This is a genomic window from Flavobacterium sp. (assembly GCF_035195345.1).
Taxonomy (GTDB): Bacteria; Bacteroidota; Bacteroidia; order Flavobacteriales; family Flavobacteriaceae; genus Flavobacterium.
Map to the genome: position 1 here is coordinate 533,904 of NZ_CP136574.1, position 23,959 is coordinate 557,862.

The 23,959-nt window shown below is 32.5% G+C and carries 23 protein-coding genes and 3 tRNA genes; 9 read left to right on the forward strand and 17 right to left on the reverse strand.

The genetic code is table 11. The features are described 5' to 3' along the window. Positions 1 to 4 precede the first annotated feature (4 nt). Both RSE15_RS02535 and RSE15_RS02540 read left to right on the forward strand, forming a co-directional pair. Positions 5 to 1,309 (forward strand): TolC family protein, encoded by a 1,305-nt coding sequence (locus tag RSE15_RS02535; RefSeq protein ID WP_324069419.1) that lies wholly within the window; start codon positions 5 to 7, stop codon positions 1,307 to 1,309. Positions 1,310 to 1,333: 24 nt separating this feature from the next. Then, positions 1,334 to 2,197 carry a bestrophin family protein gene (locus RSE15_RS02540; RefSeq protein WP_324069420.1) on the forward strand — a complete coding sequence of 288 codons (864 nt, stop codon included), beginning with the start codon at positions 1,334 to 1,336 and terminating at the stop codon, positions 2,195 to 2,197. A gap of 243 nt (positions 2,198 to 2,440) precedes the next feature. Here the strand turns inward: RSE15_RS02540 and RSE15_RS02545 are convergent, their stop codons facing one another. From RSE15_RS02545 to RSE15_RS02560, 4 genes are all read right to left on the reverse strand, one after another. Beyond that, positions 2,441 to 3,037 carry a hypothetical protein gene (locus RSE15_RS02545; RefSeq protein ID WP_324069421.1) on the reverse strand — a complete coding sequence of 199 codons (597 nt, stop codon included), beginning with the start codon at positions 3,035 to 3,037 and terminating at the stop codon, positions 2,441 to 2,443. A gap of 124 nt (positions 3,038 to 3,161) precedes the next feature. After that, a tRNA-Arg gene (locus RSE15_RS02550) sits at positions 3,162 to 3,235 on the reverse strand. A 14-nt stretch (positions 3,236 to 3,249) separates the two neighbouring features. Then, a tRNA-Pro gene (locus RSE15_RS02555) sits at positions 3,250 to 3,324 on the reverse strand. Positions 3,325 to 3,337: 13 nt separating this feature from the next. Beyond that, positions 3,338 to 3,421, reverse strand: a tRNA-Ser gene (locus RSE15_RS02560). A gap of 322 nt (positions 3,422 to 3,743) precedes the next feature. Between RSE15_RS02560 and RSE15_RS02565 the strand changes: the two genes are divergently transcribed. Together RSE15_RS02565 and RSE15_RS02570 are read left to right on the forward strand one after the other, a co-directional pair. Then, positions 3,744 to 4,922 carry an acetyl-CoA C-acyltransferase gene (locus tag RSE15_RS02565; protein ID WP_324069422.1) on the forward strand — a complete coding sequence of 393 codons (1,179 nt, stop codon included), beginning with the start codon at positions 3,744 to 3,746 and terminating at the stop codon, positions 4,920 to 4,922. A gap of 87 nt (positions 4,923 to 5,009) precedes the next feature. Next, positions 5,010 to 5,771, forward strand: coding sequence for a C40 family peptidase (locus tag RSE15_RS02570; RefSeq protein WP_324069423.1), 762 nt, complete (start codon positions 5,010 to 5,012; stop codon positions 5,769 to 5,771). A gap of 126 nt (positions 5,772 to 5,897) precedes the next feature. On the opposite strand, the gene RSE15_RS02575 is transcribed toward RSE15_RS02570, so the two are convergent. The 3 genes from RSE15_RS02575 to RSE15_RS02585 all read right to left on the reverse strand — a co-directional run bounded on the left by RSE15_RS02575 (position 5,898) and on the right by RSE15_RS02585 (position 7,225). Further along, positions 5,898 to 6,164 carry a heavy-metal-associated domain-containing protein gene (locus RSE15_RS02575; protein WP_324069424.1) on the reverse strand — a complete coding sequence of 89 codons (267 nt, stop codon included), beginning with the start codon at positions 6,162 to 6,164 and terminating at the stop codon, positions 5,898 to 5,900. 76 nt (positions 6,165 to 6,240) lie between these two features. Next, complete coding sequence (locus RSE15_RS02580; RefSeq protein WP_324069425.1) at positions 6,241 to 6,654, reverse strand: DUF6691 family protein; 414 nt, start codon at positions 6,652 to 6,654, stop codon at positions 6,241 to 6,243. A 4-nt stretch (positions 6,655 to 6,658) separates the two neighbouring features. Beyond that, on the reverse strand, positions 6,659 to 7,225 hold the full coding sequence (locus RSE15_RS02585; RefSeq protein ID WP_324069427.1) for a YeeE/YedE family protein: 567 nt from the start codon (positions 7,223 to 7,225) through the stop codon (positions 6,659 to 6,661). 101 nt (positions 7,226 to 7,326) lie between these two features. On the opposite strand from RSE15_RS02585, the gene RSE15_RS02590 reads away from it, so the two are divergent. The 4 genes from RSE15_RS02590 (at position 7,327) to RSE15_RS02605 (ending at position 10,068) form a co-directional block, all read left to right on the forward strand. Beyond that, positions 7,327 to 7,830, forward strand: coding sequence for a DUF4199 domain-containing protein (locus tag RSE15_RS02590; RefSeq protein ID WP_324069428.1), 504 nt, complete (start codon positions 7,327 to 7,329; stop codon positions 7,828 to 7,830). A 1-nt stretch (position 7,831) separates the two neighbouring features. Then, complete coding sequence (locus tag RSE15_RS02595) at positions 7,832 to 8,293, forward strand: 2-dehydro-3-deoxyphosphooctonate aldolase (RefSeq protein ID WP_324069429.1); 462 nt, start codon at positions 7,832 to 7,834, stop codon at positions 8,291 to 8,293. 93 nt (positions 8,294 to 8,386) lie between these two features. Beyond that, positions 8,387 to 9,205 (forward strand): 3-deoxy-8-phosphooctulonate synthase, encoded by an 819-nt coding sequence (gene kdsA / locus RSE15_RS02600; protein WP_324069430.1) that lies wholly within the window; start codon positions 8,387 to 8,389, stop codon positions 9,203 to 9,205. A gap of 17 nt (positions 9,206 to 9,222) precedes the next feature. Further along, positions 9,223 to 10,068 (forward strand): hypothetical protein, encoded by an 846-nt coding sequence (locus tag RSE15_RS02605; protein WP_324069431.1) that lies wholly within the window; start codon positions 9,223 to 9,225, stop codon positions 10,066 to 10,068. Between the two features lie 50 nt (positions 10,069 to 10,118). On the opposite strand, the gene bcp is transcribed toward RSE15_RS02605, so the two are convergent. After that, positions 10,119 to 10,571, reverse strand: a complete 453-nt coding sequence (gene bcp, locus RSE15_RS02610; RefSeq protein ID WP_324069432.1) for a thioredoxin-dependent thiol peroxidase — start codon at positions 10,569 to 10,571, stop codon at positions 10,119 to 10,121. 279 nt (positions 10,572 to 10,850) lie between these two features. Between bcp and RSE15_RS02615 the strand changes: the two genes are divergently transcribed. Next, positions 10,851 to 11,501: an endonuclease III domain-containing protein gene (locus tag RSE15_RS02615; RefSeq protein WP_324069433.1), complete on the forward strand. Its 651-nt coding sequence runs from the start codon at positions 10,851 to 10,853 to the stop codon at positions 11,499 to 11,501. A 32-nt stretch (positions 11,502 to 11,533) separates the two neighbouring features. On the opposite strand, the gene RSE15_RS02620 is transcribed toward RSE15_RS02615, so the two are convergent. The 9 genes from RSE15_RS02620 to RSE15_RS02660 all read right to left on the reverse strand — a co-directional run bounded on the left by RSE15_RS02620 (position 11,534) and on the right by RSE15_RS02660 (position 23,935). Beyond that, positions 11,534 to 11,677, reverse strand: coding sequence for a hypothetical protein (locus tag RSE15_RS02620; protein ID WP_324069434.1), 144 nt, complete (start codon positions 11,675 to 11,677; stop codon positions 11,534 to 11,536). A gap of 51 nt (positions 11,678 to 11,728) precedes the next feature. Then, positions 11,729 to 12,313 (reverse strand): RNA polymerase sigma factor, encoded by a 585-nt coding sequence (locus RSE15_RS02625; protein WP_324069435.1) that lies wholly within the window; start codon positions 12,311 to 12,313, stop codon positions 11,729 to 11,731. A gap of 219 nt (positions 12,314 to 12,532) precedes the next feature. Next, positions 12,533 to 14,224: a family 16 glycosylhydrolase gene (locus tag RSE15_RS02630; protein WP_324069436.1), complete on the reverse strand. Its 1,692-nt coding sequence runs from the start codon at positions 14,222 to 14,224 to the stop codon at positions 12,533 to 12,535. After that, entirely contained in the window at positions 14,217 to 15,152 is a 936-nt protein-coding gene (locus tag RSE15_RS02635) for a glycoside hydrolase family 17 protein (protein WP_324069437.1), read from the reverse strand. The genes RSE15_RS02630 and RSE15_RS02635 overlap by 8 nt, the downstream gene beginning before the upstream one ends. Further along, positions 15,152 to 16,675, reverse strand: coding sequence for an MFS transporter (locus RSE15_RS02640; protein WP_324069438.1), 1,524 nt, complete (start codon positions 16,673 to 16,675; stop codon positions 15,152 to 15,154). Before RSE15_RS02640 ends, RSE15_RS02635 begins: the two co-directional genes overlap by 1 nt. Positions 16,676 to 16,679: 4 nt before the next feature. Then, the gene (locus RSE15_RS02645; RefSeq protein WP_324069439.1) at positions 16,680 to 18,125 is read right to left on the reverse strand and encodes a glycoside hydrolase family 30 protein; all 1,446 of its coding nucleotides are present in this window, start codon (positions 18,123 to 18,125) and stop codon (positions 16,680 to 16,682) included. Between the two features lie 46 nt (positions 18,126 to 18,171). Beyond that, on the reverse strand, positions 18,172 to 19,452 hold the full coding sequence (locus RSE15_RS02650) for a glycosyl hydrolase family 17 protein (protein WP_324069440.1): 1,281 nt from the start codon (positions 19,450 to 19,452) through the stop codon (positions 18,172 to 18,174). A gap of 96 nt (positions 19,453 to 19,548) precedes the next feature. Further along, positions 19,549 to 23,019, reverse strand: coding sequence for a 1,3-beta-D-glucan phosphorylase, GH149 family (locus tag RSE15_RS02655; RefSeq protein ID WP_324069441.1), 3,471 nt, complete (start codon positions 23,017 to 23,019; stop codon positions 19,549 to 19,551). A gap of 109 nt (positions 23,020 to 23,128) precedes the next feature. Then, on the reverse strand, positions 23,129 to 23,935 hold the full coding sequence (locus tag RSE15_RS02660) for a glycoside hydrolase family 16 protein (protein WP_324069442.1): 807 nt from the start codon (positions 23,933 to 23,935) through the stop codon (positions 23,129 to 23,131). Positions 23,936 to 23,959: the final 24 nt, after the last annotated feature.

Here is a 23,959-nt window from a genome sequence, read left to right on the forward strand (position 1 = left end):
TAGTATGCAACAGTTATATAAAATAGTATTCCTTTTCATCATTGGATTTTCAGCGCAAGCACAAGAATTACTTTCGCTTGAATATGCTGTAAAAATTGCTTTGGAAAACAATTACGATATTAAAATTGCGGATAATAATTCCAAAATTGATGCCACCAATAACAATTTAGCAAATGCTGGAATGTTGCCATCGTTGAATGCAAATTTCACCAACAATAACAGTCAGTTAGATACCAAACAAACACAAGGCGATGGAACCGTTCGTGAATTAGACGGAGCCAAAAACATGAACTTAACCTATGGCGTGGGTTTAGACTGGACTATTTTTGATGGGTTGAGTATGTTTGCCCGAAAAGAACAATTAAACGTTTTAGAAGAACAAGGAAAAGCCGAATTACAAACTGCAATTTTAACCCGAATTAGCGATGTGTATACCACCTATTTCGATTTGGTGCAACAACAACAAGTTTTAGCTTCGATTGATACGGCGATTGTGATTTCAAACCAACGAGTAACTACTGCTCAAAATCGTTTTAGTATTGGAAAAGCTTCTAAATTAGAAGTATTGAATGCCCAAGTAGATTTGAATAGCGATTTGAGTTTACAATTAAGACAACAAGAACTTATCAAAATCAGTAAAATTAGATTGAACGAATTATTAGTGCGCGATACACAAACCGATTTTAAAGTAGCAAAAGAAATTTCATTGGAACAAAATTTAGATTTCAACGAATTGAAAGCAACCGCCGAAAAACAAAATCCACAATTGCAAGCGCAAATCCTGACTAAAAAAGTAGCCGATTTGAATTTGAAACAAGTCAGAGGCAATCGTTATCCAACGGTTAGAATTACTTCGGGTTACAATTTCACGCGTTCAGAAGCTTCTTTGGGATTCATCACGCAATCTTCTGGGCAAGGTTTTGTTTATGGAGTAACAGCTACCATACCCATTTTTAATGGCTTTCTTCAAAACAAAAACGAAAAAGTAGCGAAATATCAAGTGGAAAATGCAGGTTTACTTTTAGAACAGCAAAAACTATCGCTAAACTCACAATTAGCTTCCTTGTTTAACAGTTATCAAACCAATTTAGAGTTGGTAAAAATGGAAGAAAAAAACCTAGAAATCGCCAAACAAAACTTAGATATCACCTTAGCTAAATTCAAAATTGGAACCATAACCACTATCGAATTCAGAACCGCACAACAAAATTTTGTAGAAGCTGCCGTTCGGTATTCAAATGCACAATATGTAACCAAACTTTCCGAAATTAACCTAAAAGAATTAGCAGGCACTTTACAATTAAATTAATATATTTAAACTTTTTACTTACAAATGGTTCAATACAACCCAAAAGACTGGATTACATTCATCTTCCGTTTTCACGAATCAGACACCTTTCGTCAGTTGATTCCGATGATGATTTTCATTGGATTTTATGCAGGAGGCATCGCCTATTTAGAGTTAGAATATTGGAATCTTTCCGAAAGTAGTTATGTTAAAAACCTAACCGTAATGCATACAACAGTTGGTTTCGTATTGTCGTTATTATTAGCTTACAGAACCAATACCGCTTACGACCGTTGGTGGGAAGGTAGAAAACAATGGGGCGCCTTAGTAAATAATAGTCGAAACCTCGCTTTGAAATTTTCAGCCTATTTATCTGATGAAAATGATAGAATTTTTTTTAGAAAAGTAATTCCTGCTTATGCTTCAGTACTTTCTAAACATTTATTAAATGAAGAAGTAAGCAAAATGTTGTTTGATGGCTTAGATTTAGAAATGGATCATCACAAACACAGACCAAATCAAGTAGCAAAAATGTTGTTTCAAAAAGCGAATGATTTGTATAAATCTGGAAAAATTACAGGTGACCAATTTTTTATCATCAATTCAGAATTACAATCATTTACCGATATTTGTGGTGCTTGCGAGCGTATTAAAAACACGCCTATTCCCTACTCGTATAGTTCGTTTATCAAAAAATTCATCTTCTTTTTTGTGATGACCTTACCATTCGGATTTGTATTTAGTTTGGGCTACTATGTAATTCCTGTGGTGATTTTCATCTTTTATGTGTTAGCGAGTTTAGAATTAATTGCCGAAGAAATCGAAGACCCATTTGGCAACGACGCGAACGATTTACCGATGACAAAAATTGCTTCTAATATTAAAAAGCATGTGGAAGAGATTTTGTGATGTATTTATTTGTATACAATATATTAAATGAATAATAAATCTAGAAAAATAAAAAAATAAATAATATATTTATATTTTACCAAAAACAATTTTTGAAGAATTAAAAAAACAGTTCCATTTCATTAGTTAGAATTCAATTTTCAAACGCCTCTAAAGATTATGTAATTAAAAGAGAATTTGTATAAGAATCATTGAAAACAAAAACCAATAATGTAAAAAAATCTTAACTTTTAATAAACAATGTTAATGTTTTGGATCTAAAGAAAAATTATTTAAGTTTCTAGAATTAAATATTATTCGATATTCAGTATCATAGAGGATAGTATTATCTAGAGTATTTATCGCTTTAATTCTTCTTAAATTATTATTAAAATTTATGGTTTCATAATATACTTTTCCATTAGTATCACTTTTGATTAAATTATATTTAATTAGCTTAAACTTTTTCCCTCTAAGCTGAAATGAATACTCACTTTTTACATTTGCAGTAATATGCTTAATTATAAATACATTGTCAATAATTTCTATATCAGAAAATTTTTTTTCACAGTGTAAACCATTAATTCCTTGATAACAATCTGGAGTAATAGCTTTATCTCTAGATATTGATAAAAACTTACCTTCGTTTTTATTGGTAAGATAAATTTCTAACCTGTAAGGTTTATATATATCTATAGTATCTTGTTTAACTACTATTGAATCGAGGGTTTGATCTTTATTTAAATAACCAACTTTTGTCAAAATTAAATGATTGAAATTTTGCTTTTGTTGAGCAAATAAATAGTTAGTAGAAAGAATAAATATGAATATTATTGTTTTAAAAAAATTAATATTTTTCATTTGCGTTAATTAATAAGAAACTACAATCTGTTTATATACTCAAATCTATTAAACTTTTTACCAAAAAAAAAATTACAAGAAACTACTAAAAACAAAAAAGCCTTGCAAATGCAAGGCTTTTTTGTGATCGCGCCAGGATTCGAACCTGGGACCTACTCATTAGAAGTGAGTTGCTCTATCCAGCTGAGCTACGCAACCTAAAATTGTTATCGTCGGGGTGGCAGGATTCGAACCTGCGGCCTCCTGCTCCCAAAGCAGGCGCGATAACCGGGCTACGCTACACCCCGAAAACAAAAAAAGCGGAGAGACAGGGACTCGAACCCTGGCGACGGTTACCCGTCGACAGATTAGCAATCTGCTCCGTTACCACTCCGGCACCTCTCCTATTATTCTGTAAGAACTTATCTTTTTGCGGTTGCAAATTTATGTTTTCATTCCTTAATATACAACTATTATTAGAGATTTTTTAATATTTTTTTAATATAAATTTTAAAAGCACTAATAGTCAATGCAATAACAATGATTAAAAATTCAGGAATAATTCGCATTTCATAGAAAATCAAAAATAAAGTCTAAATAGTAGAAATCCATTTTAATTATTAAAAATCAATTTCATTTCCTTTTTAAGGAAGAATTATAGTGTTTTCTTTATCAAAATTCGAATAAAAATAGTAATTTCGCAATTCAAATAAAAAACCTTTCTATCATGAACAAAAAAGTAGTTATCGTTTCTGCCGTAAGAACTCCAATTGGAAGTTTCATGGGAGCTTTATCTAGTGTACCTGCAACTAAGTTAGGTGCTGCTGCCATCAAAGGCGCTTTAAATAAAATCAATTTAGACCCTAAATTAGTTGACGAAGTATTAATGGGTAATGTAGTTCAAGCTGGAAACGGCCAAGCTCCTGCTAGACAAGCCGCTTTATATGCTGGTTTATCTGAAAGTGTTGCTTGTACTACCATAAATAAAGTTTGTGCTAGTGGTATGAAAGCTGTGATGCAAGGAGCTCAAGCAATTATCGCTGGAGATGCTGAAATCGTAGTAGCGGGTGGTATGGAAAACATGAGTTTAATTCCGCATTATGTTCATTTAAGAAATGGCGTAAAATTCGGTCCAACTTCTTTAGTAGACGGAATGCAAAAGGACGGCTTAACAGATGCATACGACAATAACGCTATGGGTGTTTCTGCTGACTTATGTGCTGCTACATACAATATCACAAGAGAAGCGCAAGATAACTTCGCAATTCAATCGTATGAGCGTTCTGCGGCTGCGTGGGAAGCTGGCAAGTTTGATGCAGAAATTGTTACTGTTGAAGTTCCTCAAAGAAGAGGTGACGCTATCATAGTTTCTAAAGACGAAGAATTCACTAATGTAAAATTAGATAAAATCCCATCTTTAGCAGCTGTATTTACTAAAGAAGGGACTGTAACTGCTGCAAATGCATCTACTATTAATGACGGGGCTGCTGCAATGGTTTTAATGAGTGAAGAAAAAGCACAATCTCTAGGATTAACTCCTTTAGCTTACATAAAATCATACGCTGATGCAGCTCAAGAACCAAAATGGTTTACAACAGCGCCTGCAAAAGCCTTACCAAAAGCATTAGACAAAGCTGGTTTAACCGTTGCTGATGTTGATTTCTTTGAATTCAATGAAGCTTTTGCTGTGGTTGGATTAGCTAATGCGCAAATCTTAGGATTAGACAATAATAAAATCAATGTAAACGGTGGTGCAGTTTCTTTAGGTCATCCTCTAGGATGCTCTGGTGCAAGAATTATCGTAACATTAATTAATGTATTACAACAAAACAATGCTAAAATTGGTGCTGCCGCAATTTGTAATGGCGGTGGTGGTGCTTCGGCAATTGTAATTGAAAAAGCATAATTTATTTATATTTACTAATGATGAATTTTGAAATTTAGTTACATTTGTAATTAAATTCTTAATTCATCATTTTTTATTTCGACCAACATGTTTGGAATTTGTAATTTAGCCATAGTACCCATAAGAGCAGAAGCCAGTGATAAAAGCGAACAAGTTTCGCAATTACTCTTTGGTGAACACTTTAAAATAATTGAAATGACTGCCAAATGGGCGCAAGTAGAATTGGCTTATGATGGCTACAACGGTTGGATTGACACAAAACAATTTCAAACAATTACTGAACAACAGTATACCATTTTAAACAATACTCCTATTGTTTTAAATGCTGACTTTGTAGAATATATTACTGCTCCAACCAATCAATTAACCTCAATAACTCTAGGCGCTTCGTTATCCTTTTTAGATAATGAGGAAATCAACATTAATAAATATTCTTTTGAAGGAATTAAAGTGTGTGGAGAAAAGCCAAAATCTGAAATTGTTAAAACCGCATTTTTGTATTTGAATGCACCCTATTTATGGGGAGGAAAAACACCTTTTGGAATTGACTGCTCTGGTTTTACTCAAATGGTTTACAAACTAAATGGATATAAACTATTACGCGATGCTTCACAGCAAGCAAGTCAAGGAGAAGCACTAAGTTTTATTGAAGAAAGTGAACCAGGTGATTTAGCATTTTTTGATAACGAGGAAGGCAACATTATTCACGTTGGAATTATGATGGAAAATAACTACATCATTCATGCTTCTGGTCAAGTAAGAATAGATCGTTTAGACCATTTAGGAATATACAATGCAGATACCAATCGACATACTCACAAATTAAGAGTTATTAAAAAGATTATTTAACAAGAGTTGATTTCTTTTTAAAGATAAAAATTCAGGAATTACTATACTTCAAATTTAAAATCTTGAAAATTTACTAAAAAAAGTCAAATTCTAAACTTAAAATAAATTAGCACTTTTTTTTGAAAACTAACTCATTTTTCCAATGGCACAGCTCACATACGATTTAGCTTTTGAACCTAAATTATTTGCTTCGCCATCCTCAGGATATCCTAGTGTTTTTAATTTCTCTTTTACTTCCATAAGCCTTTCCTCTGTAGGATAAGCAAAAGAAACCGAACTTTCTTCAACATTTACTGTTACTTCAGTAATAGCTTCTAGTTGAGCTAAATTCTTTGTGATAGTGTTAGCACAACCGCCACATTTTAAATTTTGTATGTTTATTGTAGTATTCATTGTATTTCATTTATAACTACAAATTTACATAATATAACACTAAACAAAGTAAAAGACAACATACTTTAACTTAACTTTAATGAGGCAATTTGTCTTTTAGCAAGCCGTAAATATAAGTCCCTAGTAAAGCACCAATTAACACTACGGCAATTGCATAACTTCCGGTTCCTAACAAAATAAAAATAGGCCCTGGACAACTTCCTACTAATGCCCAACCTAAGCCAAACAAAGTACCTCCAATAATGTAACGCCAAAAACCACGTTCCTTATCAATCACATGAATTGGAAACCCTTTGTAATCTTTAATCTTATATCGTTTAATAATTTGAAGTCCAATAACACCAGTAAATAAAGCCATTCCAATAATTCCAAACATATGAAACGATTGAAAGTGAAACATTTCATAGATACGATACCAAGAAACAGCCTCTGCTTTAGTTAAAACTATTCCGAAAAAAATTCCAGTTAAAAAAAATCTAGCTAATTTCATGTGCTTATAGTGTTTTAATAATTAATGGTAAAAGATAATGTGCCATAAGCAAGCCTCCAATAAAAAATCCGATGACGGCTACCAAAGAAGGCAATTGAAAGTTACTTAATCCAGAAATAGCATGACCAGAAGTACAGCCCCCTGCATAGCGCGTTCCAAAACCAATTAATAATCCCCCAATCAATAAAATGGCGAATCCTTTTGGAGATTGAAGCGTTTCCACACTAAAAATAGCATCAGGCATTAATTTACCATTGGGAGCATCAATCCCTAATGTTTGTAATTGCGAAATTGTATCTGGATTGATATTCACGCCACTTCCATTAGAAAGAAAATAGAAGGCAATAAATCCGCCAACAAAAGCACCTAAAACAATGGTTAAACTCCATTTTTGTTCACGCCAATCAAACTTAAAGAAATCACTAAACTTCCCAGCGCCCACCATAGTACACATTGTGCGCAAATTAGACGACATCCCAAACGATTTTCCAAAGTAGGTCAACAATAACATCGTAAATCCGATTAAAAAACCAGAAATTGTCCAATGCCAAGTACCATAAATATATTCCATATCGATATACAATTTTGTGCAAAAATAGAAATTTAAGATCGGTTTTGATAACAAATCATACAATTTTGGCTAATTTTGAAGCAACAAAAAACGGATACAAGATGAAAAAGTTTAAAATAGAATTCAAATGGGCTGTAATTATGTCTATTATATTTTTGGCTTGGATGACATTAGAAAAGCAATTGGGTTTTCATGACGAAAAAATCAAATGGCAAATAGCCTTTACGATGCTGATTATCTTACCCAATTTTATATTGTATTATTTAGCATTAAGCGATAAGAAGAAAAACTACTACAACGGCGTGATGAATTGGAGACAAGGCTTTATATCGGGTGTGGTACTTTCATTCATTGTTGTATTCTTTAGTCCGATTACACAATTCATTACGCATGAATTCATTTCACCCAATTACTTCGATAAATTAATTGCGTATTCTGTAGAAAGTAAAAAATTAACGTTAGAAGACGCTCAAAATTATTTTAATTTAACCGCTTACATTTGGCAAAGCATTTCAGGAGGATTATCATTTGGTGTGGTAATTGGCGCGATTATTGCTTACATTTTAAAACCTAAAGAACAAGTATCAACCAATAAATCAAAATAAAATGAAATACCTATTGGCTATCGTTTCGGCCTTTCTTTTAGTTAGTTGTGTGAGTACTAACTCCACTTTAAAAAACGTAGACAATACTGCGCTTCGCCCAATGGTAAAAGACAAAGCCTACATAATTACTGAATATGCCACCGACTCAAAATATGCATACGATCAAGATTATCCAATCAACATTGGAAACATTAGAGAAAATCAAGAAGATATTAATATTGCCTATTATTTTAATGGTATAGAAGGTTCTAATGGCGAAAAAATTAGTTTTAAAAAAGTAGACACCTGTTGTCCATTCCCTACAAAAAACAACACAATGGGCGCTGGAACTATTGGAATTTATGAAGTAACTTTTGAAGGCAGCAACAAAAAAACAACCCTTTATTTCAACATTTATGAGAAAGGTAAAATTTTATGCCCAAAAGGATTTTCTATAAAAAAATCGCTTGCAGAAGCTAAATAAAAACATTTTCATTATCTGTAACATATGTAACCTTTTCTACTGCTGTAGGAAAGGTTTTTCTTTTTATCTTTGCAACTTCAAAATCAACACAAAATGAATTTAAAAAACATTCCACAAATTAAACATACTGAAAGTGGTAACTTTTTTTTGCTTGCAGGTCCTTGCGCTATTGAAGGCGAAGAGATGGCAATGCGCATTGCAGAAAAACTAGTTTCAATTACAGACACATTACAAATTCCATTTGTATTCAAAGGTTCTTTCAAAAAAGCAAATCGTTCTCGAATTGACAGTTTTTCTGGAATAGGTGATGAAAAAGCGCTTAAAATTCTTCAAAAAGTTTCTAAAGAATTTGGTGTACCAACGGTTACTGATATTCATACCAATGAAGATGCACCAATGGCAGCAGCTTATGTAGATGTTTTACAAATTCCAGCCTTTTTAGTACGTCAAACCGATTTAGTAGTGGCAGCGGCTAATACAGGTAAAACCGTAAATTTAAAAAAAGGACAATTTATGAGTCCTGAAAGCATGAAACATGCAGTACAAAAAGTATTGGATTGTCAAAATGAAAATGTCATGGTTACCGATAGAGGTACGATGTTTGGCTACCAAGATATGATTGTAGATTTTAGAGGGATTCCTTCGATGCAACAACAAGCTACTACCGTATTAGATGTAACCCATTCTTTGCAACAACCTAACCAAATGACGGGAGTTACTGGCGGTCGTCCTGATATGATAGAAACGATTGCAAAAGCAGGAATTGCGGTTGGTGTTGACGGAATTTTTATTGAAACTCATTTTGATCCAGCAAATGCTAAAAGTGATGGAGCTAATATGTTACACTTAGATTATTTTGAAAATTTAATGACTAAACTGGTAGCCATCAGACAAACAATCAATCAATTTTAATTATTTCTTTTTATTTAATGAAACATCCATTTTTAATGGTTGTACTAACTTTTTGTGTGTTTTCACAGTACGCCTTTTCGCAAGAAACAGTAGAAAATCCTGATAAATACACAGCTCATAACAAAGGTAAGTTCTATATTTTTTGGGGTGGAAATCGCGAATCGTTTACAAAATCTGATATACGATTTAAAGGCGCTGATTATGATTTCACCATTTATAATATCGAAGCGCACGACAAACCTAAAGGGTTTCATATCGATTATTTTAATCCAGCTAGAATGACTATTCCTCAAACCAACATGAGAATAGGTTATTTTATTTCTGACCATTACAATATTTCTATTGGATTTGACCACATGAAATATGTAATGTATAACGATCTACGAGTGGATTATTCTGGTTATTACCCAAATGCAGGTTCTTACAATGAAAACCCTGCGAATGGTCAACTAACACTAGACGAAGACTTTTTACTTTTTGAACATACCGATGGTTTGAATTATATCAATACTGAAATTGCAAGAGTTGATGATATATCAAGCATTTTTAAAATTAGAAATACCGATAAATTTCAGATTAATTTAACCGAAGGTATAGGAGGAGGATTTTTATATCCAAAAACAAATACTACGCTCTTAGGCAAAGAACGCCATGACGATTTTAATGTGGCGGGTTTTGGATTAGCTGCTAAAGTAGGCTTGAATTTTACCTTCTTTAAATATTTCTTCATTCAAACCGAATTAAAAGGCGGTTATATTGAAATGAATAACATTAGAACAACTAAGGATAGTGCCGATTCAGCTGAACAAAACTTTTGGTTTTTACAACGAATACTAACTATAGGCGGAATATTTAGAATCTAACCTTAAAAATAGATAAAAAAAGCACGAAGAAATTAACTTCGTGCTTTTTTTTATTTTAAAATTTGAGCAGCATGAGCTTTGGTTTTAACATCCGAAATGACTTCTTCAATAATTCCGTTTTCATCGATAACAAAAGTAGTTCTATGAATTCCATCGTACTCTTTACCCATGAATTTTTTAGGTCCCCAAACTCCAAATGCCTGAATAACCGATTTGTCTTCATCAGCAAGTAATGGAAATGGTAATTCATACTTTTCTATAAATTTAGCTTGGGCTTTAGCGCTATCGGCACTTACCCCTAATAATTCGTAATTGTTTGCTTTAAATCGCTCAAAATTATCTCTTAAATCACAAGCTTCGGCTGTACAACCTGGAGTACTTGCTTTAGGATAAAAGAAAACTACTAATTTCTTTCCTTTATAATCGGCTAATGTATGCGAAGTCCCATTTTGGTCTAAGCCTGAAAATTGGGGTGCTTTATCTCCGGTTTTTAATGTTGTCATATTTTTATTTTTTATGGTTTAAAACATATAAGTCATATAAGCAAATGTAAGGATTTCTTTGTCTTGACAAGTTCAGATAAGCCAATTCTATGTTTTCTATGTTAAGTGAAACGGCCTAAACTTCAACTTAAAATATCCACAAAGAAATTCTATGTACCTATGTGTTTAAATATTTACAAGGACTTTGCTAAAAATTTTACTCCCGAGGCTTCGGGATTTGCGTTAAAAATTACTTTAAACTTAAAATTTATATTATTTTTACTCTCAAAAGTAATGAAAATGACCAAAAGCCAGAAGGTAACATTTGTTATAAATACGTTAAATGAATTATACCCCGAGATTCCGATACCATTAGACCATAAAGATCCTTATACTCTGTTGATTGCAGTGTTGCTTTCGGCACAATGTACAGATGTTCGAGTCAATCAAATTACACCACTCCTATTTGCTAAAGCCGATAATCCTTACGATATGATTAAAATGACGGTGGAAGAAATCAAAGAAATCATTCGTCCGTGTGGGTTATCGCCTATGAAATCGAAAGGAATTCATGGTTTATCTGAAATTTTAATTGACAAATACAATGGCGAAGTTCCACAAAGTTTTGAAGCATTGGAATCGTTACCCGCTGTAGGACACAAAACTGCAAGTGTTGTGATGAGTCAGGCCTTTGGAGTTCCTGCCTTTCCGGTTGATACGCACATTCATCGATTGATGTACCGCTGGGGTTTAACCAATGGAAAAAACGTACAACAAACCGAAAAAGATGCCAAACGCATTTTCCCAGAAACCTGCTGGAACGACTTACATTTGCAAATTATTTGGTACGGACGCGAATATTCGCCTGCTCGTGGCTGGAATTTAGAAAAAGATATTATTACCCAAACTATTGGAAGGAAAAGTGTTTTGGAAGAATATTCAAAGAAATAAAAAATGCCTCAAATCTCTTTGAGGCATTTTCTTTAATTAGCTATAATTTCAATTGTTGAATTTCCAACTTTGTAGACCTTTAACGCTTTTGAATAATTAAGCAAAAAAGAAATTGTTTCTCTTTTAGGTTTAATTTGTTGATTCGCTAATTTTTTCTTAGAGTAGAGTTTTGCCATTTAACTTATTTTGATTTATAAGTAAATAACGGCAAAAAATTACTTTTAGTATTAGTTGGTTAAAATAATTTGATTTTTTTCAATAATCTTTCTCAAATTTAATAACGCATAACGCATTCTTCCTAAAGCCGTATTAATACTAACTCCTGTTAATTCGGCAATTTCTTTAAAACTTAAGTCTTGATACATACGCATTACCAATACTTCTTTTTGATCTTCTGGAAGTTCATCTAACAATTTAGTTAAATCAGAAGCTACTTGGTCTGAAATCATTTGTCCTTCGATATTTAAACCATTATCGGTCATAAAATTAAAAACAGAATATTCATCTGTTTCACGTTGCAAAGGCATTTTTTTGGCTTTTCTAAAATGATCTACCACCAAATTATGAGCAATACGCATCACCCAAGGTAGAAATTTACCTTCTTCGTTATAGGATTGCGATTTTAATGTTTTAATAACTTTAATAAAAGTATCTTGAAATATATCATCTGATAAATCTCTATCATTTACTTTAGAATAAATAAAACCAAATATTTTAGATTGGTGTCTTTGTATTAGTGTTGCTAGAGCAGATTCATCTCCACTCATATAATTTTTCACCAATACCGCATCAGGAAGTACAAGATTAGCCATAATAATACCTTTTAGTTGTTTAAGATTCGGGAATTCTAAAAAGTATTTTTATTGTATAGGCAATGTTGCTTTTAAGATTATTTAAGCCAAATTTAACATTATTTTTTTTTATAAAACAAATTTTCAGTAAAAATTTAACACTTTTAAAGCAATAAAAAAACAAAACACCTTCAATTTATAACAAAATTGAAGGTGTTGAGATGGTTCTTTAAAAAGTACCTAATTGATAATTACTTTCTTACTCCCTTTTTTATTTCCAGAATAGACCACCATTAGATACACACCTTTGGATAAATTTGATACTTCGATTTCATTTGTATTGTTGGTTTGACTAATTACCTTTACACCGATGAGAGAGTACATTTCCACTTTATCAATATTCGATGAGGATTGAATATAAATATAATTGTGAGCTGGATTCGTAAAATAAAAATCAGAAAAATCCATAAAATCATTTTGACTCATTGTACAATTACTTCCCACTACGTAGGATATATATCGGGTTACAGACATTCCGTTAGCATACGCAAATTTAACGGCATAGTTAATGGTAGCTCCAATCGTTTGACCCGTAATCGTATGCGTAAAAATATTTCCTGAGACATTAGACATTGGTGTTTCGGTAAAAGGTGATTGTTTCCATAAATAAGCCACCACTCCTACTTTATCCGTATCTAATAATTCAAATGTAATTTTAACATCTGTCCCTATTGTTTCAAAAGCATAATTGTAACCTGAAGTAAACGAACCTTGAGAGGCGACTGTATCTGTACCGTTACAACCTATAACCCCTGTAGTTGTTGCGTTTAACACAATCGAATTATTGGTTGCATTGTTTCCTGAAATATCACTTGCTGCTATAGAAAAAGTATAATTTGTATTTGAATTTAAGCCTGAAATAACTAATGACTTTTGAACACCCGATGTTCCAGCAGAAGTAACTGTTGTACTTCCATATGTAACATTATAAACAATGTTTCCAGAATTATCCGTAGCATTTAATAATAATTGTACAGATGAACTTGTTACATTTCCAACAGTAGCTGTAAAATTAATTGGAATTTGAGTATCTACTTGCACATTTTGATACACTCTAACGTAATCAATTACCATAGAACTTTGTGTATAACTTGGATCGATTGTTCCTGCAATTCCCCCCATTGCAATATTTAATAAAAGATATTGTTCTAAATCGAAAGGCCAATTGCTTGGTGTTTTTACTGCAGGATTGTAGGTATAAAAAGCTACGCCATCTAACAAAAACGTAATTTGATAGGGTGACCAATTCATAGAATACACATGATAATCAGTTCCTAAATTATTGGCTATAGCGCCTCCAATATTTGATGTATTTCCAAAGGAAGAAGGGGTATGAAGAGCACTTTGAATATAATTAGTAGGCTGCGACGGTGTAATACCGTGTTCCATAATATCAATTTCACCACAAGCAGGCCAATTGGTAGTTCCAAAAGCGGCATCAAAAAAAGCACCATCTTCATTAACATTTTTTCCTAGCATCCAAATGGCAGGCCAAGTACCGGCTTGTATAGGTAATTTAGCTCTAACATCTACTCTTCCGTATTTAAACGCAAATTTTGAATTTAAACGTGCCGATGTATATTGTTTCGTAACACCTTGACTGGTGTAAGGCTCTTTTTTGGCTACAATATTTAAAAAACCACCATTTACAAACGAATTGGTTAACTGATCTGTGTAATGTTGGACTTCTCCATTGAACCAACTACCGCCAGCGGGTAATTGTGTTTGATGAAACCAGTTGGTTGCATTTACCGCTCCGTTTACATCAAATTCATCAGACCATACCAAATCGTTATAAATGACATCAACCTGCGCAAAACTAATGTTCACGAAAAATAACAGTACTACTAACTTTTTTATTTTATTAATCATTATATTTTAGTTTTTCGTTTTTATCCCAAATACCCCAATAAGCACCCACTTCACCTTCAGCTCCTACTTTCCATGACTCATCAAAAGAAGAAAAATAAAAAATATCAATATTGGATGCTTTTGACCAAAGTTGCGTATTAATGAAATATTTCATTGCGTTTTCTTTGGATGGATGCGAATCTTTAAAACTTTCGCCTTGACTAGGCCAGCCTGTTTCGGTAATGATTACTTTTTTTCCTTGGGCTGCACTTTTAGCTTGATAATACATACTTTTCATATGTGCCAAAGCATGATCTTGATTAGAGCCTTCCCAATAGGGATAACAATTGGTTAAAATCACATCGCAAGCTTCTGTTATCCTTGGTTTAATTGTGAATTCATAATAGGCATCTACATAACCCACTGGAATATGAGATGGAATATCATTTTTTACATTTGCAATATATTCTAACAATTCGTGTTCCGATAAATCTTTACGGTACATTACTTCGTTTCCTACCGCAGCAATATCAACAAAACCTTCATTTGCTAGTTCAATTAAAGCTTTAATTTCTTTATTATTTTTTTTGGCATCATCTCCTAACCAAGCACCAACAAGAGTTTTTATTCCTAATTCACGAGCAATTTTCGGAATAAATTCATTTCCTTCGGTACAAGAAAAAGAACGCACCCATTTCGTATAAGGAGCCATAATTTCTAATCTTCTTCGCACTTGTTCCTCAGAAATAGTATCACCTGGCTGTTGTCCATCTTCATAGAGACTAAAACAAAGTCCGTGCATCCCTTGTGCTAAAGTATTTGCAAATAAATCAATCAAATCTGATTTTGAATTTGAAAAATGAAAGCCTTCAAAACTATCAAGAATACCGAAGTTTTCCTCATTTTTAAAATCAAAAAGATGAAAATTATAGGTAGTTCTATTTGACATTATGAAATATTTTTGGGTGTATTTGATTTTTCAGCTCTTTTTAGTTCTAATTCCTTTTTAATTTCCGCTACTTTATCTTCGTTCAGGTCGTAATTCCACATTACCCATACGGCTAAAGCTGCTGTTAAACAAGGAATGATAATATCTGCTATTCGCAATTGATTCATTGTTTCAAAAGATTGTGTTGCGTTACCCGCATCAAAACCTACCATCGACAAAACTAATCCTCCTAAAGCTAAAGCAATAGATTGTCCTATTTTAACCATCCACCAATATACCGCTCCAAAAGTTCCTTCTCTTCTTGGTAATCCATTTTTAAGTTCGTCTAAATCACATACATCAGCCGTCATACTCATCATTAAAGTAAACAATCCTCCTAATCCAAAAGCTATAAATGGAATGGGTAATAATAAAATTAATGGCATTTCAATAGAAATTTTTACAACGCCAATTTGCAATACAACATCATTAAATAGCACGGCTGTATTTTCATCTACAACTACAAAGCCCCACCATTTTAGACTGTAACCTATAATGGATAAAATAGTAGAAATGATGAAGGCATTTCTTTTTCCGTATTTATTGGCTAACCATGAAACAATAGGAATGATTAACACAGCGGTTAGAAATGCTCCCAGTATAGAAAATATTGCAGGAACAGTACCCGCCATTTCGTAACTACCTTTATACATGTAAAAAACAATAATAAAATAACTAAAAGAAGCTACCATTTGAAAACCATTGAATACTAAAAAAGTAGCTCCACACAAACGCATGAATGGATTATTTTTAGTCATGTTCTTCATGGTTTCCCATAGAATTTTCATGTTTTTTGTTAAATCCTTCATTGTTAAATTGGCTTTACTTTCTGCATCAGAAACATCCATTTCTTTACAAAAAATGGCAGGCATAACACCAAAAAACAAACAAGCAAACCCCACAAAAATTGACAAAGTTCTTACTCCATCTGCTTGAGAATCAAACAAATCTTTATTAGCAATTAAAACCCAAAATAGAGGAACTATCATCCAAGAAATTTGTCCAACACTATTAGCAATTCCCATTAATCTTGTACGTTCTTTAGTATCTGTAGTCATTTCATACCCCATTCCAATCAAAGGGGTAGAAAAAACGGTATTCGCAAAAATGAACAAAATAGAGAATAGTAAAAAATACCAAAAATTGTAAGTTGCACCGTTATCTTCCCACATTTGCCATTGTATCACGAACAAGATTGAAGCTAAAATAGCCCCTGAAAAAATATACGGTCTTCTTCTCCCCCATTTTGAAGTGGTATTATCGGAAATAAACCCCATAATTGGATCGGAAAGAGCATCAAAAAATCTTGGTATTGCCGATAACAATCCTGCAATAGCTGGCTCAATTCCAAAGGCTGTAATTAAGAAAAACGAAAAAACGCCAAGTGCACCTGGTAATAAATTATTCACTAAATGTCCTGCTCCAAAAGCTGCTTTTTGAACAATAGGAACTTTAGTTACTATGTGTTGGTTATTTTGTTCCATATTTTTATTTTTTTATAATCACTGTTTGTAATGCTTGTGCATCAATTGAAAGGATTGTATTTTGATTGTTAATTTGTAATTCTAATGTATGTTTAGTTGCTGTTGGATTAAATATTACAAGAGCAATTGACTTATCTAGATTTTGAACGGCAGTAACTTTAAGTTGTTTATTATTGACTTCGCAACCAATTTTAACCGCTCCGGGTCGCATGAATTTGCTAAAATGTCCCATTACGTAATACAATGGGGTAAAATACACTTCGTCATTTTCAGCATCAACAATTACGGGAGCTACACACCAGTTTTTAAACCAATTTGGGCCACCTTGTCTATCTAAAACCATATTCCAATCTACCCAACCATCAACTTGATTATTTAAACAACCAATAATGTCTTCTGCATAACGATTCACGGGAGCATATTTTGGATGCAAATATTTATCTTGCTCACTTGCCCAATCCCAGCCCCAATCGGTAGCTTCTTTTTTCCAATACCAAGCATCGTCTTGCCAATGGGGTACTTCTGAATCAACACAAGCTTCGGTTTGAATTAAATGTTTAGTAGGCGCTTTGTGGTGTGCATATTGTAGTGCATCAGGAAATACTTCATAGGTACTTTCATACCAATGGATGGCTGTACCTCCAAAATATTTTGAAGCCTTTTCATCACGATACATTTCATCAACCCATTCTTTTAAACCAGCTCTATTTTGATCGTAACCTAATATTTTAACATCCTTCCATCCGTCATTTTCTAATTTAGGCCCTAAATGATTTTGTACAAAATCGGTCATTTCTTTAGGAGAAAACAAAGTACTTTCCCAGTTATTACCATTTCCATGTGGTTCGTTAATAACCGTGACTCCCCAAATATCAATCCCTTCCTTTTGATAGGCTTGTAAATATTTAGAAAAATACAAGGCAAAAGTGTTGTTATATTCAGGAAGTAATTTTCCACCAACATAACTTTTATTATCTTTCATCCAAGGCGGACATGACCAAGGGGATGCAATGATGTTAAATCCTTCTTTAGAAATAGCTTTCGCCTCTAAAATCATGGGAATAATATCTGCTTTATCGTCTTCTATCGTAAAATGCTCTAATGCTACATCATTTTCTACTTTAGCATAAGTATAATTATTGAGCGAAAAATCGCAAGACGCTATTGTTGTTCGTGTTAATGTATAATTTGCTCCGTTTTCACTGAAGTAAGCTTCTAAAACTTTCTTCCTGTTTTCTTTACTTAATTTATTCAATAGGTAGGCCGAAGCCTCAGTAAAGGAACCTCCAAAACCCGTAATCGTTTGAAACTTTTGCGCTGTATTAATCGTAATTTTTGCCTTATTTTCTGAAGTAGAAAATTGATTTACTTTTGTAAGAGCATTTTTGTTGGCTGAAGTTTCATATACAGTTACTTCAAAAGCATTATTTACACCTTTGCAATTTATCATTGTTACAAAAATTAAAAGACTTACTATGTAATTTTTCCCTTTCATGTTACCCTTTTTTTGGTGGTGCTAAAACACTTTGTATTAGTAACTCTTTATTCCCAGAATATGTTTTTACAATTACTTTTTCGTCACGTTTTAAGCCATAAAAAGCATTTTTCTCTACTTTATCCCATACTGCATACTTTGCTTTACCATCTACTGTAAAAATCCCAAAATGATTTTCTGAACCTAGCGGATTATTACTGTCTTTCCAAGGTTCATCAAAAGCTTCAAAGAAAAAACAAGAAATTCCTTCACTATTTGTCCATTCTCTCATGGCTTTGTAATAAATAGCTTGTTTGTATTCATCAGATGCTCTAGAACCTTCCTTTCCATAAAAACTATCTGAACTTGAAGCCCAGCCAGTTTCACCAATATGAATAGGTTTACTAGGATTTATACTTCGAACATAATTTTTTACAGTTGCATACTGCATTTTAGCAAATGCGATTGAACGATGCATTGCCTTAGTTACTTGCTCTTGTTCGGTTAGTTGATTTTCATCGTGAGGAACGTTCCAAAAACTTGGGTTATAATGGGTATTATGATAAGGATACGTATGCATTGAAACATAATCAACTGCATTAATTAAATCTTCTAAATCTTTCGTTTTATAACTATCATCTCCTCCGCCCCATGAAGCAAAATCATCTGATGAAGTAATCCATAAATCTTTTGATAATTTATTTTCCTTTTTTAATTGTTGTAAATAATTTACCCATTTTAAAATAACTTTTGGTTGCACATAATACGCTGTAGCCCATTTTACCATTGCTTCGTTTCCAACTGCAATGACTTTCACAATCTCTGGATATAAGTTAGCGAGTCGAACCGCTTCGTTAATTTCAATTGCATTTCGCTGACTTTCTAAATCATGATCTGGAGTTTGCTCAGTCCATGCATATTTACAATCAATCCAAGCGCCAAGCATGACATACATTTCAAAATTTTTATCTTCCTTTTTTAATTCGGAAATTGCCTTAAGCACATTAGAAGCATGTACTAAATGAACATTGTAGGTTCGCACTATTTTAATATTCATAGCTGCTAAAATCAATAAGTCTTGCTTTAATTGATTCACTGTAGGTTGAATTTCTCTACTATTTTTTCTATAACCGCCATAACAAATGGCTAAATAGTTTGGATTTCCGAGTATTTCTTTTGCAGTCACGTTATATTTTTTTTGGGTACTACCATTATACACTTGTTTACAGGAACAAACGATACATAGTACTGTAGCTATCAGTACATATTTGAAAGTTGATTCTATATAAACAAATATTTTCATTGGTAACTTTTATTTTTAATGGTCACAGCTTGAATCACTATTTTGCACATTGGTCTTAGCTTACGCAAACATTCTGTGACTAGTGATTTTAAATTATTACTTTAATTCATTTTCAACAACACTTACGGTAATATGAAGAATTTCACCAGCTCTTTTAAAAACTTTTAAACTGGTTTGATTATCTAATTTCAAACCATCAAACTTTTGAATGTGATTATCTTTATATATTACTTCTATAGTATTTTGTTGCGCTATTTTATAAACAATTGGTATTTGACAATACGTAAAACAAAGTGAATTTGCTTTTAATTGAATTGAAGAATGTTTAAAATTGACATCAACATAATTAAATAAAGTGTCTTCAGATAAAAACTCATCTTTTCGCAATAAGCATGGATTGAAGAATAAAGTTCCTTGTTTCACAAAAACGCCTAATTCTCCAAAACGGCTCAATATATCTTCTTTAACTTGCCCTGTCATACCAGGCTGTTGTGCTCCTTTTCCTGCAGGCGTATGTGAGTAAGGATCCGTTGGAAAAGCACCATACAAAGCGGGTGATTTATGAACACCAATTCCTTCGTTTATTTCATAATAGTGTTCTAATAGTCTGCCAATAACTTCAGGAGATTCTCTTTCTTCAACAGCTTTTAAACAACATTCTTGTACTGCTAATTGTAGTTTAGAAACCATGTGCCAATAAATAGAGCCCAAACCTTCGTACCCGTAAAAAGTACCCGAACGCCCTGTAAACGATTTATGATTAAAAACGGTTTCATAAGTTTGTAAAACAAGGTTTTTATCATTTTTAAGTTGTATCGAATAGGAAGAATTTGATAATGCATCTAGTGCTTTTTCTACATCGGCCGCATTTTTAAAATTCCCATTGAAATGATACTTTCCAAAACAATCTTTTTCAATAATTTGGGTGTTGTTAGCAGCAATTAATTCAGAAAGTAATGCTGATTTTGCAACAATCTCATTTGGAATTGTATTTTTCTCATTGAATTTTGGCAACTCTTTATTAGGATACAGAATATAACTGTATTGATCTTGTCTAAAAAGCTTGCTGTTTTTTAATCCATCTAATACTTGTAACACTTCTTTTGAAGATAAATAGCCTGAACTTAAAACAGCTACCTGACCTTCTAACATTTCGCTTAAATAAGAAACCGAAACTTCTTTATCATTTACAATCGTCATTAAATTATAGGCATGATACAAATTATCTGTTCGTTTATTGGCAGCAATAGAATGATCAATAAATTTTATACTTACAGCTATGAAACGCTTTAATCCGTCCATAGAATGTGTTCTTTTGTTACCCCAAAAACCATTTTGATATACTTGGTGACGGTATTCTGAAGCCGCTTTACCTAGTGCATCTAATATTGTTTTTCTATCGGCATCGGTAAATTTACCTACTAACAAAGGTTCATATTTGATTAAATTTTCTCTAACGGAATGATAGAATTCTACCATTTCATTAGAAATTTTGATTTGCTCAACATCGGTCGTAGCAATCAAATTTTGGAAATAATTTAGAAATCTTCTAAGGTAATATAGTGTAACCATAGAAACTCCATTTCCAACTAATGCGTTATTGGCATCATTCCATTCTGGTCGTTGTGTATTTAGCCAAATACCGCCTTCTGGAATAAAATTTGACATTTTTGCCAATACTGTCGCCAACATTTTTTCAATAAAATTGACTTTATAAATTTCGCCGTTGGCATCTTTTAATAAAGCACCATCAGCACCAATTATATTTCGTTCTTCACGAATTTTCCCATCCAATTCATGATTAAATAGAATTGTATCTTTTGGATTTTTCAAAATATCCTCGTAAGATTTAATTACATACGGAACATTTGCATAAACAAAAATATCGTTATTAAAATAAGCTTCCAGTTTATTAGGCTGGTGATTTTCAATAAATTCTAAAAATTTTAATAGATAAATTATTTGATGATCTCCCCAATATCCTATATAGGACCAAGGATTATCTTCTTCAACCGTTTCCCAATCAAAACCACCCTTAGTAACGCGATATGGATTGTAACCGTCAAAAGTGGTAGCATTCAGAAATTTATGAATCATATTTTCAATAAAATCAGGAAAAGAATGCGCTAAGGCTTCCCAGTTTTGAAAAATATCTCGCCAGTTTCCTTCGTAATCTAAAATTTTGGAACCGTCAATTTCGCTTTGTGTATTGATGGAAAATTTATTCCATGGACGACTAGGATCGCCATGGCGTCTACTGAATTTTAAAGGTAAATATTCTAAACTTAAACGCTCAAAATCAGTATTATGATGTTGAACAGCAAAGTCTTTTAACGTTTCTAAAGAAAATGTATTGGGTAATTGATTTATGTCATTTTCAAGTTTTTGAAATACGCTGCTATTTGCATTTTTTATATAAATGAGGAAATCTTGTTTTTCAATTTGATAATTGAAATCAAATATACCACCACGCATAATATTAAATAACGTATTTGCAAAATGTCGGGTATCTCTTAAATTGTCATTTGTTAGCTGTAAAGCATCAGAAGACGCATTAAGTTCAATTAGTTTTTTTGTACCCTGCTCAATATCTTGTTGAATTAAGTCTAAAATATTGTTTTCCGACTGAATGATTTTTTGAATTTGTGCAACATCTGAATGATCTTGATTTACATTCGCAATAATCATCCAATTTTGTTTAGAATTTTTAGGTAATAAAATTTCAGAGGATAAAAAATAAGCTCCTTTTTCACCTTTCACATCAAATTCTGGAACAACAGGCTGTTTTTTTCTAAACGTAGAAAGTTGTAATGAAGAAACCAAATAATTAGGTTTTTGTAGTCCTAATGACCAAACAATATTGGCTTTTAACGCTTCACTTGGTTCTGCTTTATCAACAATGATAGCACTTAAAGCATAAATTCCTACACCTGTTTCTGCATCTAATTCACTTCGTTTGTAGGCATCTACTAAATTACTTGCGGCATTTTGTAAATCGCTACTAACGCCATAAGGCATGATATTTTGAATTCCATCAACGAATGAAATTTGATAATCAATGTTAGAATGATTAATTAACTCTGACTTTCTAATAAATCCATATTGATGGCTTGAATTCCATTGGTATCGAAATGTAATTTGTAAGTCATGGTTAATTTCTTCAAAAATTACCTTATTGCCGTGTAAGTTTTTATATAAATTCCTTGAAATAGCATAAATATTATCTGAAAAACGTTCTGAAAAAGGTTCCCAAATTTTAATTTCATTGTTCCAATGGATTTGAAAAATAGACTTGCTTCCAGTACTATCATAAGATTCTGTTATTTTATCATCTGTATAGTAAGGAAATAGCGCAAATTCAGCATTTTTTCTACCCGCAGTAAGACCACCATTACTTGAAATAAACATCCAATGATTCGAATCGCTTACTATGCTCATGAAAAATGGGCGCATACTATCGTTATTGGCGATTTTATAATATTTTTCTCCATTTAATAAAACGATATCCATGGATACCTTTTTATCTTCTAATTCATTTTCAACAAATATAGTTTGGCAATTGTTCATGGTAATTTTTAAAGTAATTCTATATTATTTTATTCATAATAACACCTAGGCCATTTGTAAATAGCCTAGTAGTTATTACTTTAAATTTTAATTATTTCTATTAATTTAATTATTGATAAACTCTAACATAATCCACTAACATTTCTTGTGGAAAAACGGTATCGCTATTAGGACTCCCTGGTAAGTTACCCCCTACAGCCATATTAAGAATCATGTAAAAAGAATCGTTAAAAACCCAATCTCCAGGCACATCATCAGGTGTAATTTGGTTGTATAAAACATCGTCAACATAATAATTGATGTAATTTTCACCCCATTCTATTCCAAAAACGTGAAAATCATTATCAAATCTATTGTTAGGAAGTGTATACGTTTTAGAAATAGAAGCCCCACCTGAATAACCAGGACCATGAACTGTTCCAAAAATAGATGTTGGTCGATTTCCTAAATATTCCATGATATCTATTTCACCACATTGTGGCCAACTTACTTGGTCAATATTAGAGCCTAACATCCAAAATGCTGGCCATAATCCTCTGCCCCAAGGCAATTTAATACGGGCTTCAAAACGGCCGTATTTTTTTTCAAACTTTCCTTTGGTTACTATTTTTGCAGAAGTATAACCCGAACCCAAGTACAGCTCTCTTTTTGCTGTAATTTTAAGCATTCCGTTTTCTACAACAATATTTTCTGGTCTACTAGTATAATATTGTAATTCATTATTTCCCCATCCGTTATTTCCTGTACCAATGTCATACGACCATAATGTATTATCAGGAGCGCCATTTACATTAAATTCATCTTGCCATACCAATTGTTTCATAGTAGTAACGGTTTGTTTTTCATCGGTAGAACATCCCAATAACAATAATAATGTACTTGCTAAGAGAAGACTTTTCTTTATTTTTTTAGTCATTTTTGATATCTTTTATAATGTTAA

Bases quoted from the DNA above. Each gene is read 5' to 3' on its own strand.
- RSE15_RS02580 (WP_324069425.1), bottom strand. From the start codon at position 6,654: ATGAAATTAGCTAGATTTTTTTTAACTGGAATTTTTTTCGGAATAGTT.
- RSE15_RS02635 (WP_324069437.1), bottom strand. From the start codon at position 15,152: ATGTCAAATAGAACTACCTATAATTTTCATCTTTTTGATTTTAAAAAT.
- RSE15_RS02640 (WP_324069438.1), bottom strand. From the start codon at position 16,675: ATGGAACAAAATAACCAACACATAGTAACTAAAGTTCCTATTGTTCAA.
- RSE15_RS02650 (WP_324069440.1), bottom strand. From the start codon at position 19,452: ATGAAAATATTTGTTTATATAGAATCAACTTTCAAATATGTACTGATA.
- RSE15_RS02570 (WP_324069423.1), top strand. From the start codon at position 5,010: ATGTTTGGAATTTGTAATTTAGCCATAGTACCCATAAGAGCAGAAGCC.
- RSE15_RS02620 (WP_324069434.1), bottom strand. From the start codon at position 11,677: ATGGCAAAACTCTACTCTAAGAAAAAATTAGCGAATCAACAAATTAAA.
- kdsA (WP_324069430.1), top strand. From the start codon at position 8,387: ATGAATTTAAAAAACATTCCACAAATTAAACATACTGAAAGTGGTAAC.
- RSE15_RS02545 (WP_324069421.1), bottom strand. From the start codon at position 3,037: ATGAAAAATATTAATTTTTTTAAAACAATAATATTCATATTTATTCTT.
- RSE15_RS02585 (WP_324069427.1), bottom strand. From the start codon at position 7,225: ATGGAATATATTTATGGTACTTGGCATTGGACAATTTCTGGTTTTTTA.
- RSE15_RS02615 (WP_324069433.1), top strand. From the start codon at position 10,851: ATGACCAAAAGCCAGAAGGTAACATTTGTTATAAATACGTTAAATGAA.
- RSE15_RS02655 (WP_324069441.1), bottom strand. From the start codon at position 23,019: ATGAACAATTGCCAAACTATATTTGTTGAAAATGAATTAGAAGATAAA.
- RSE15_RS02660 (WP_324069442.1), bottom strand. From the start codon at position 23,935: ATGACTAAAAAAATAAAGAAAAGTCTTCTCTTAGCAAGTACATTATTA.
- bcp (WP_324069432.1), bottom strand. From the start codon at position 10,571: ATGACAACATTAAAAACCGGAGATAAAGCACCCCAATTTTCAGGCTTA.
- RSE15_RS02605 (WP_324069431.1), top strand. From the start codon at position 9,223: ATGAAACATCCATTTTTAATGGTTGTACTAACTTTTTGTGTGTTTTCA.
- RSE15_RS02595 (WP_324069429.1), top strand. From the start codon at position 7,832: ATGAAATACCTATTGGCTATCGTTTCGGCCTTTCTTTTAGTTAGTTGT.
- RSE15_RS02575 (WP_324069424.1), bottom strand. From the start codon at position 6,164: ATGAATACTACAATAAACATACAAAATTTAAAATGTGGCGGTTGTGCT.
- RSE15_RS02630 (WP_324069436.1), bottom strand. From the start codon at position 14,224: ATGATTAATAAAATAAAAAAGTTAGTAGTACTGTTATTTTTCGTGAAC.
- RSE15_RS02645 (WP_324069439.1), bottom strand. From the start codon at position 18,125: ATGATAAATTGCAAAGGTGTAAATAATGCTTTTGAAGTAACTGTATAT.
- RSE15_RS02565 (WP_324069422.1), top strand. From the start codon at position 3,744: ATGAACAAAAAAGTAGTTATCGTTTCTGCCGTAAGAACTCCAATTGGA.
- RSE15_RS02590 (WP_324069428.1), top strand. From the start codon at position 7,327: ATGAAAAAGTTTAAAATAGAATTCAAATGGGCTGTAATTATGTCTATT.
- RSE15_RS02535 (WP_324069419.1), top strand. From the start codon at position 5: ATGCAACAGTTATATAAAATAGTATTCCTTTTCATCATTGGATTTTCA.
- RSE15_RS02540 (WP_324069420.1), top strand. From the start codon at position 1,334: ATGGTTCAATACAACCCAAAAGACTGGATTACATTCATCTTCCGTTTT.
- RSE15_RS02625 (WP_324069435.1), bottom strand. From the start codon at position 12,313: ATGGCTAATCTTGTACTTCCTGATGCGGTATTGGTGAAAAATTATATG.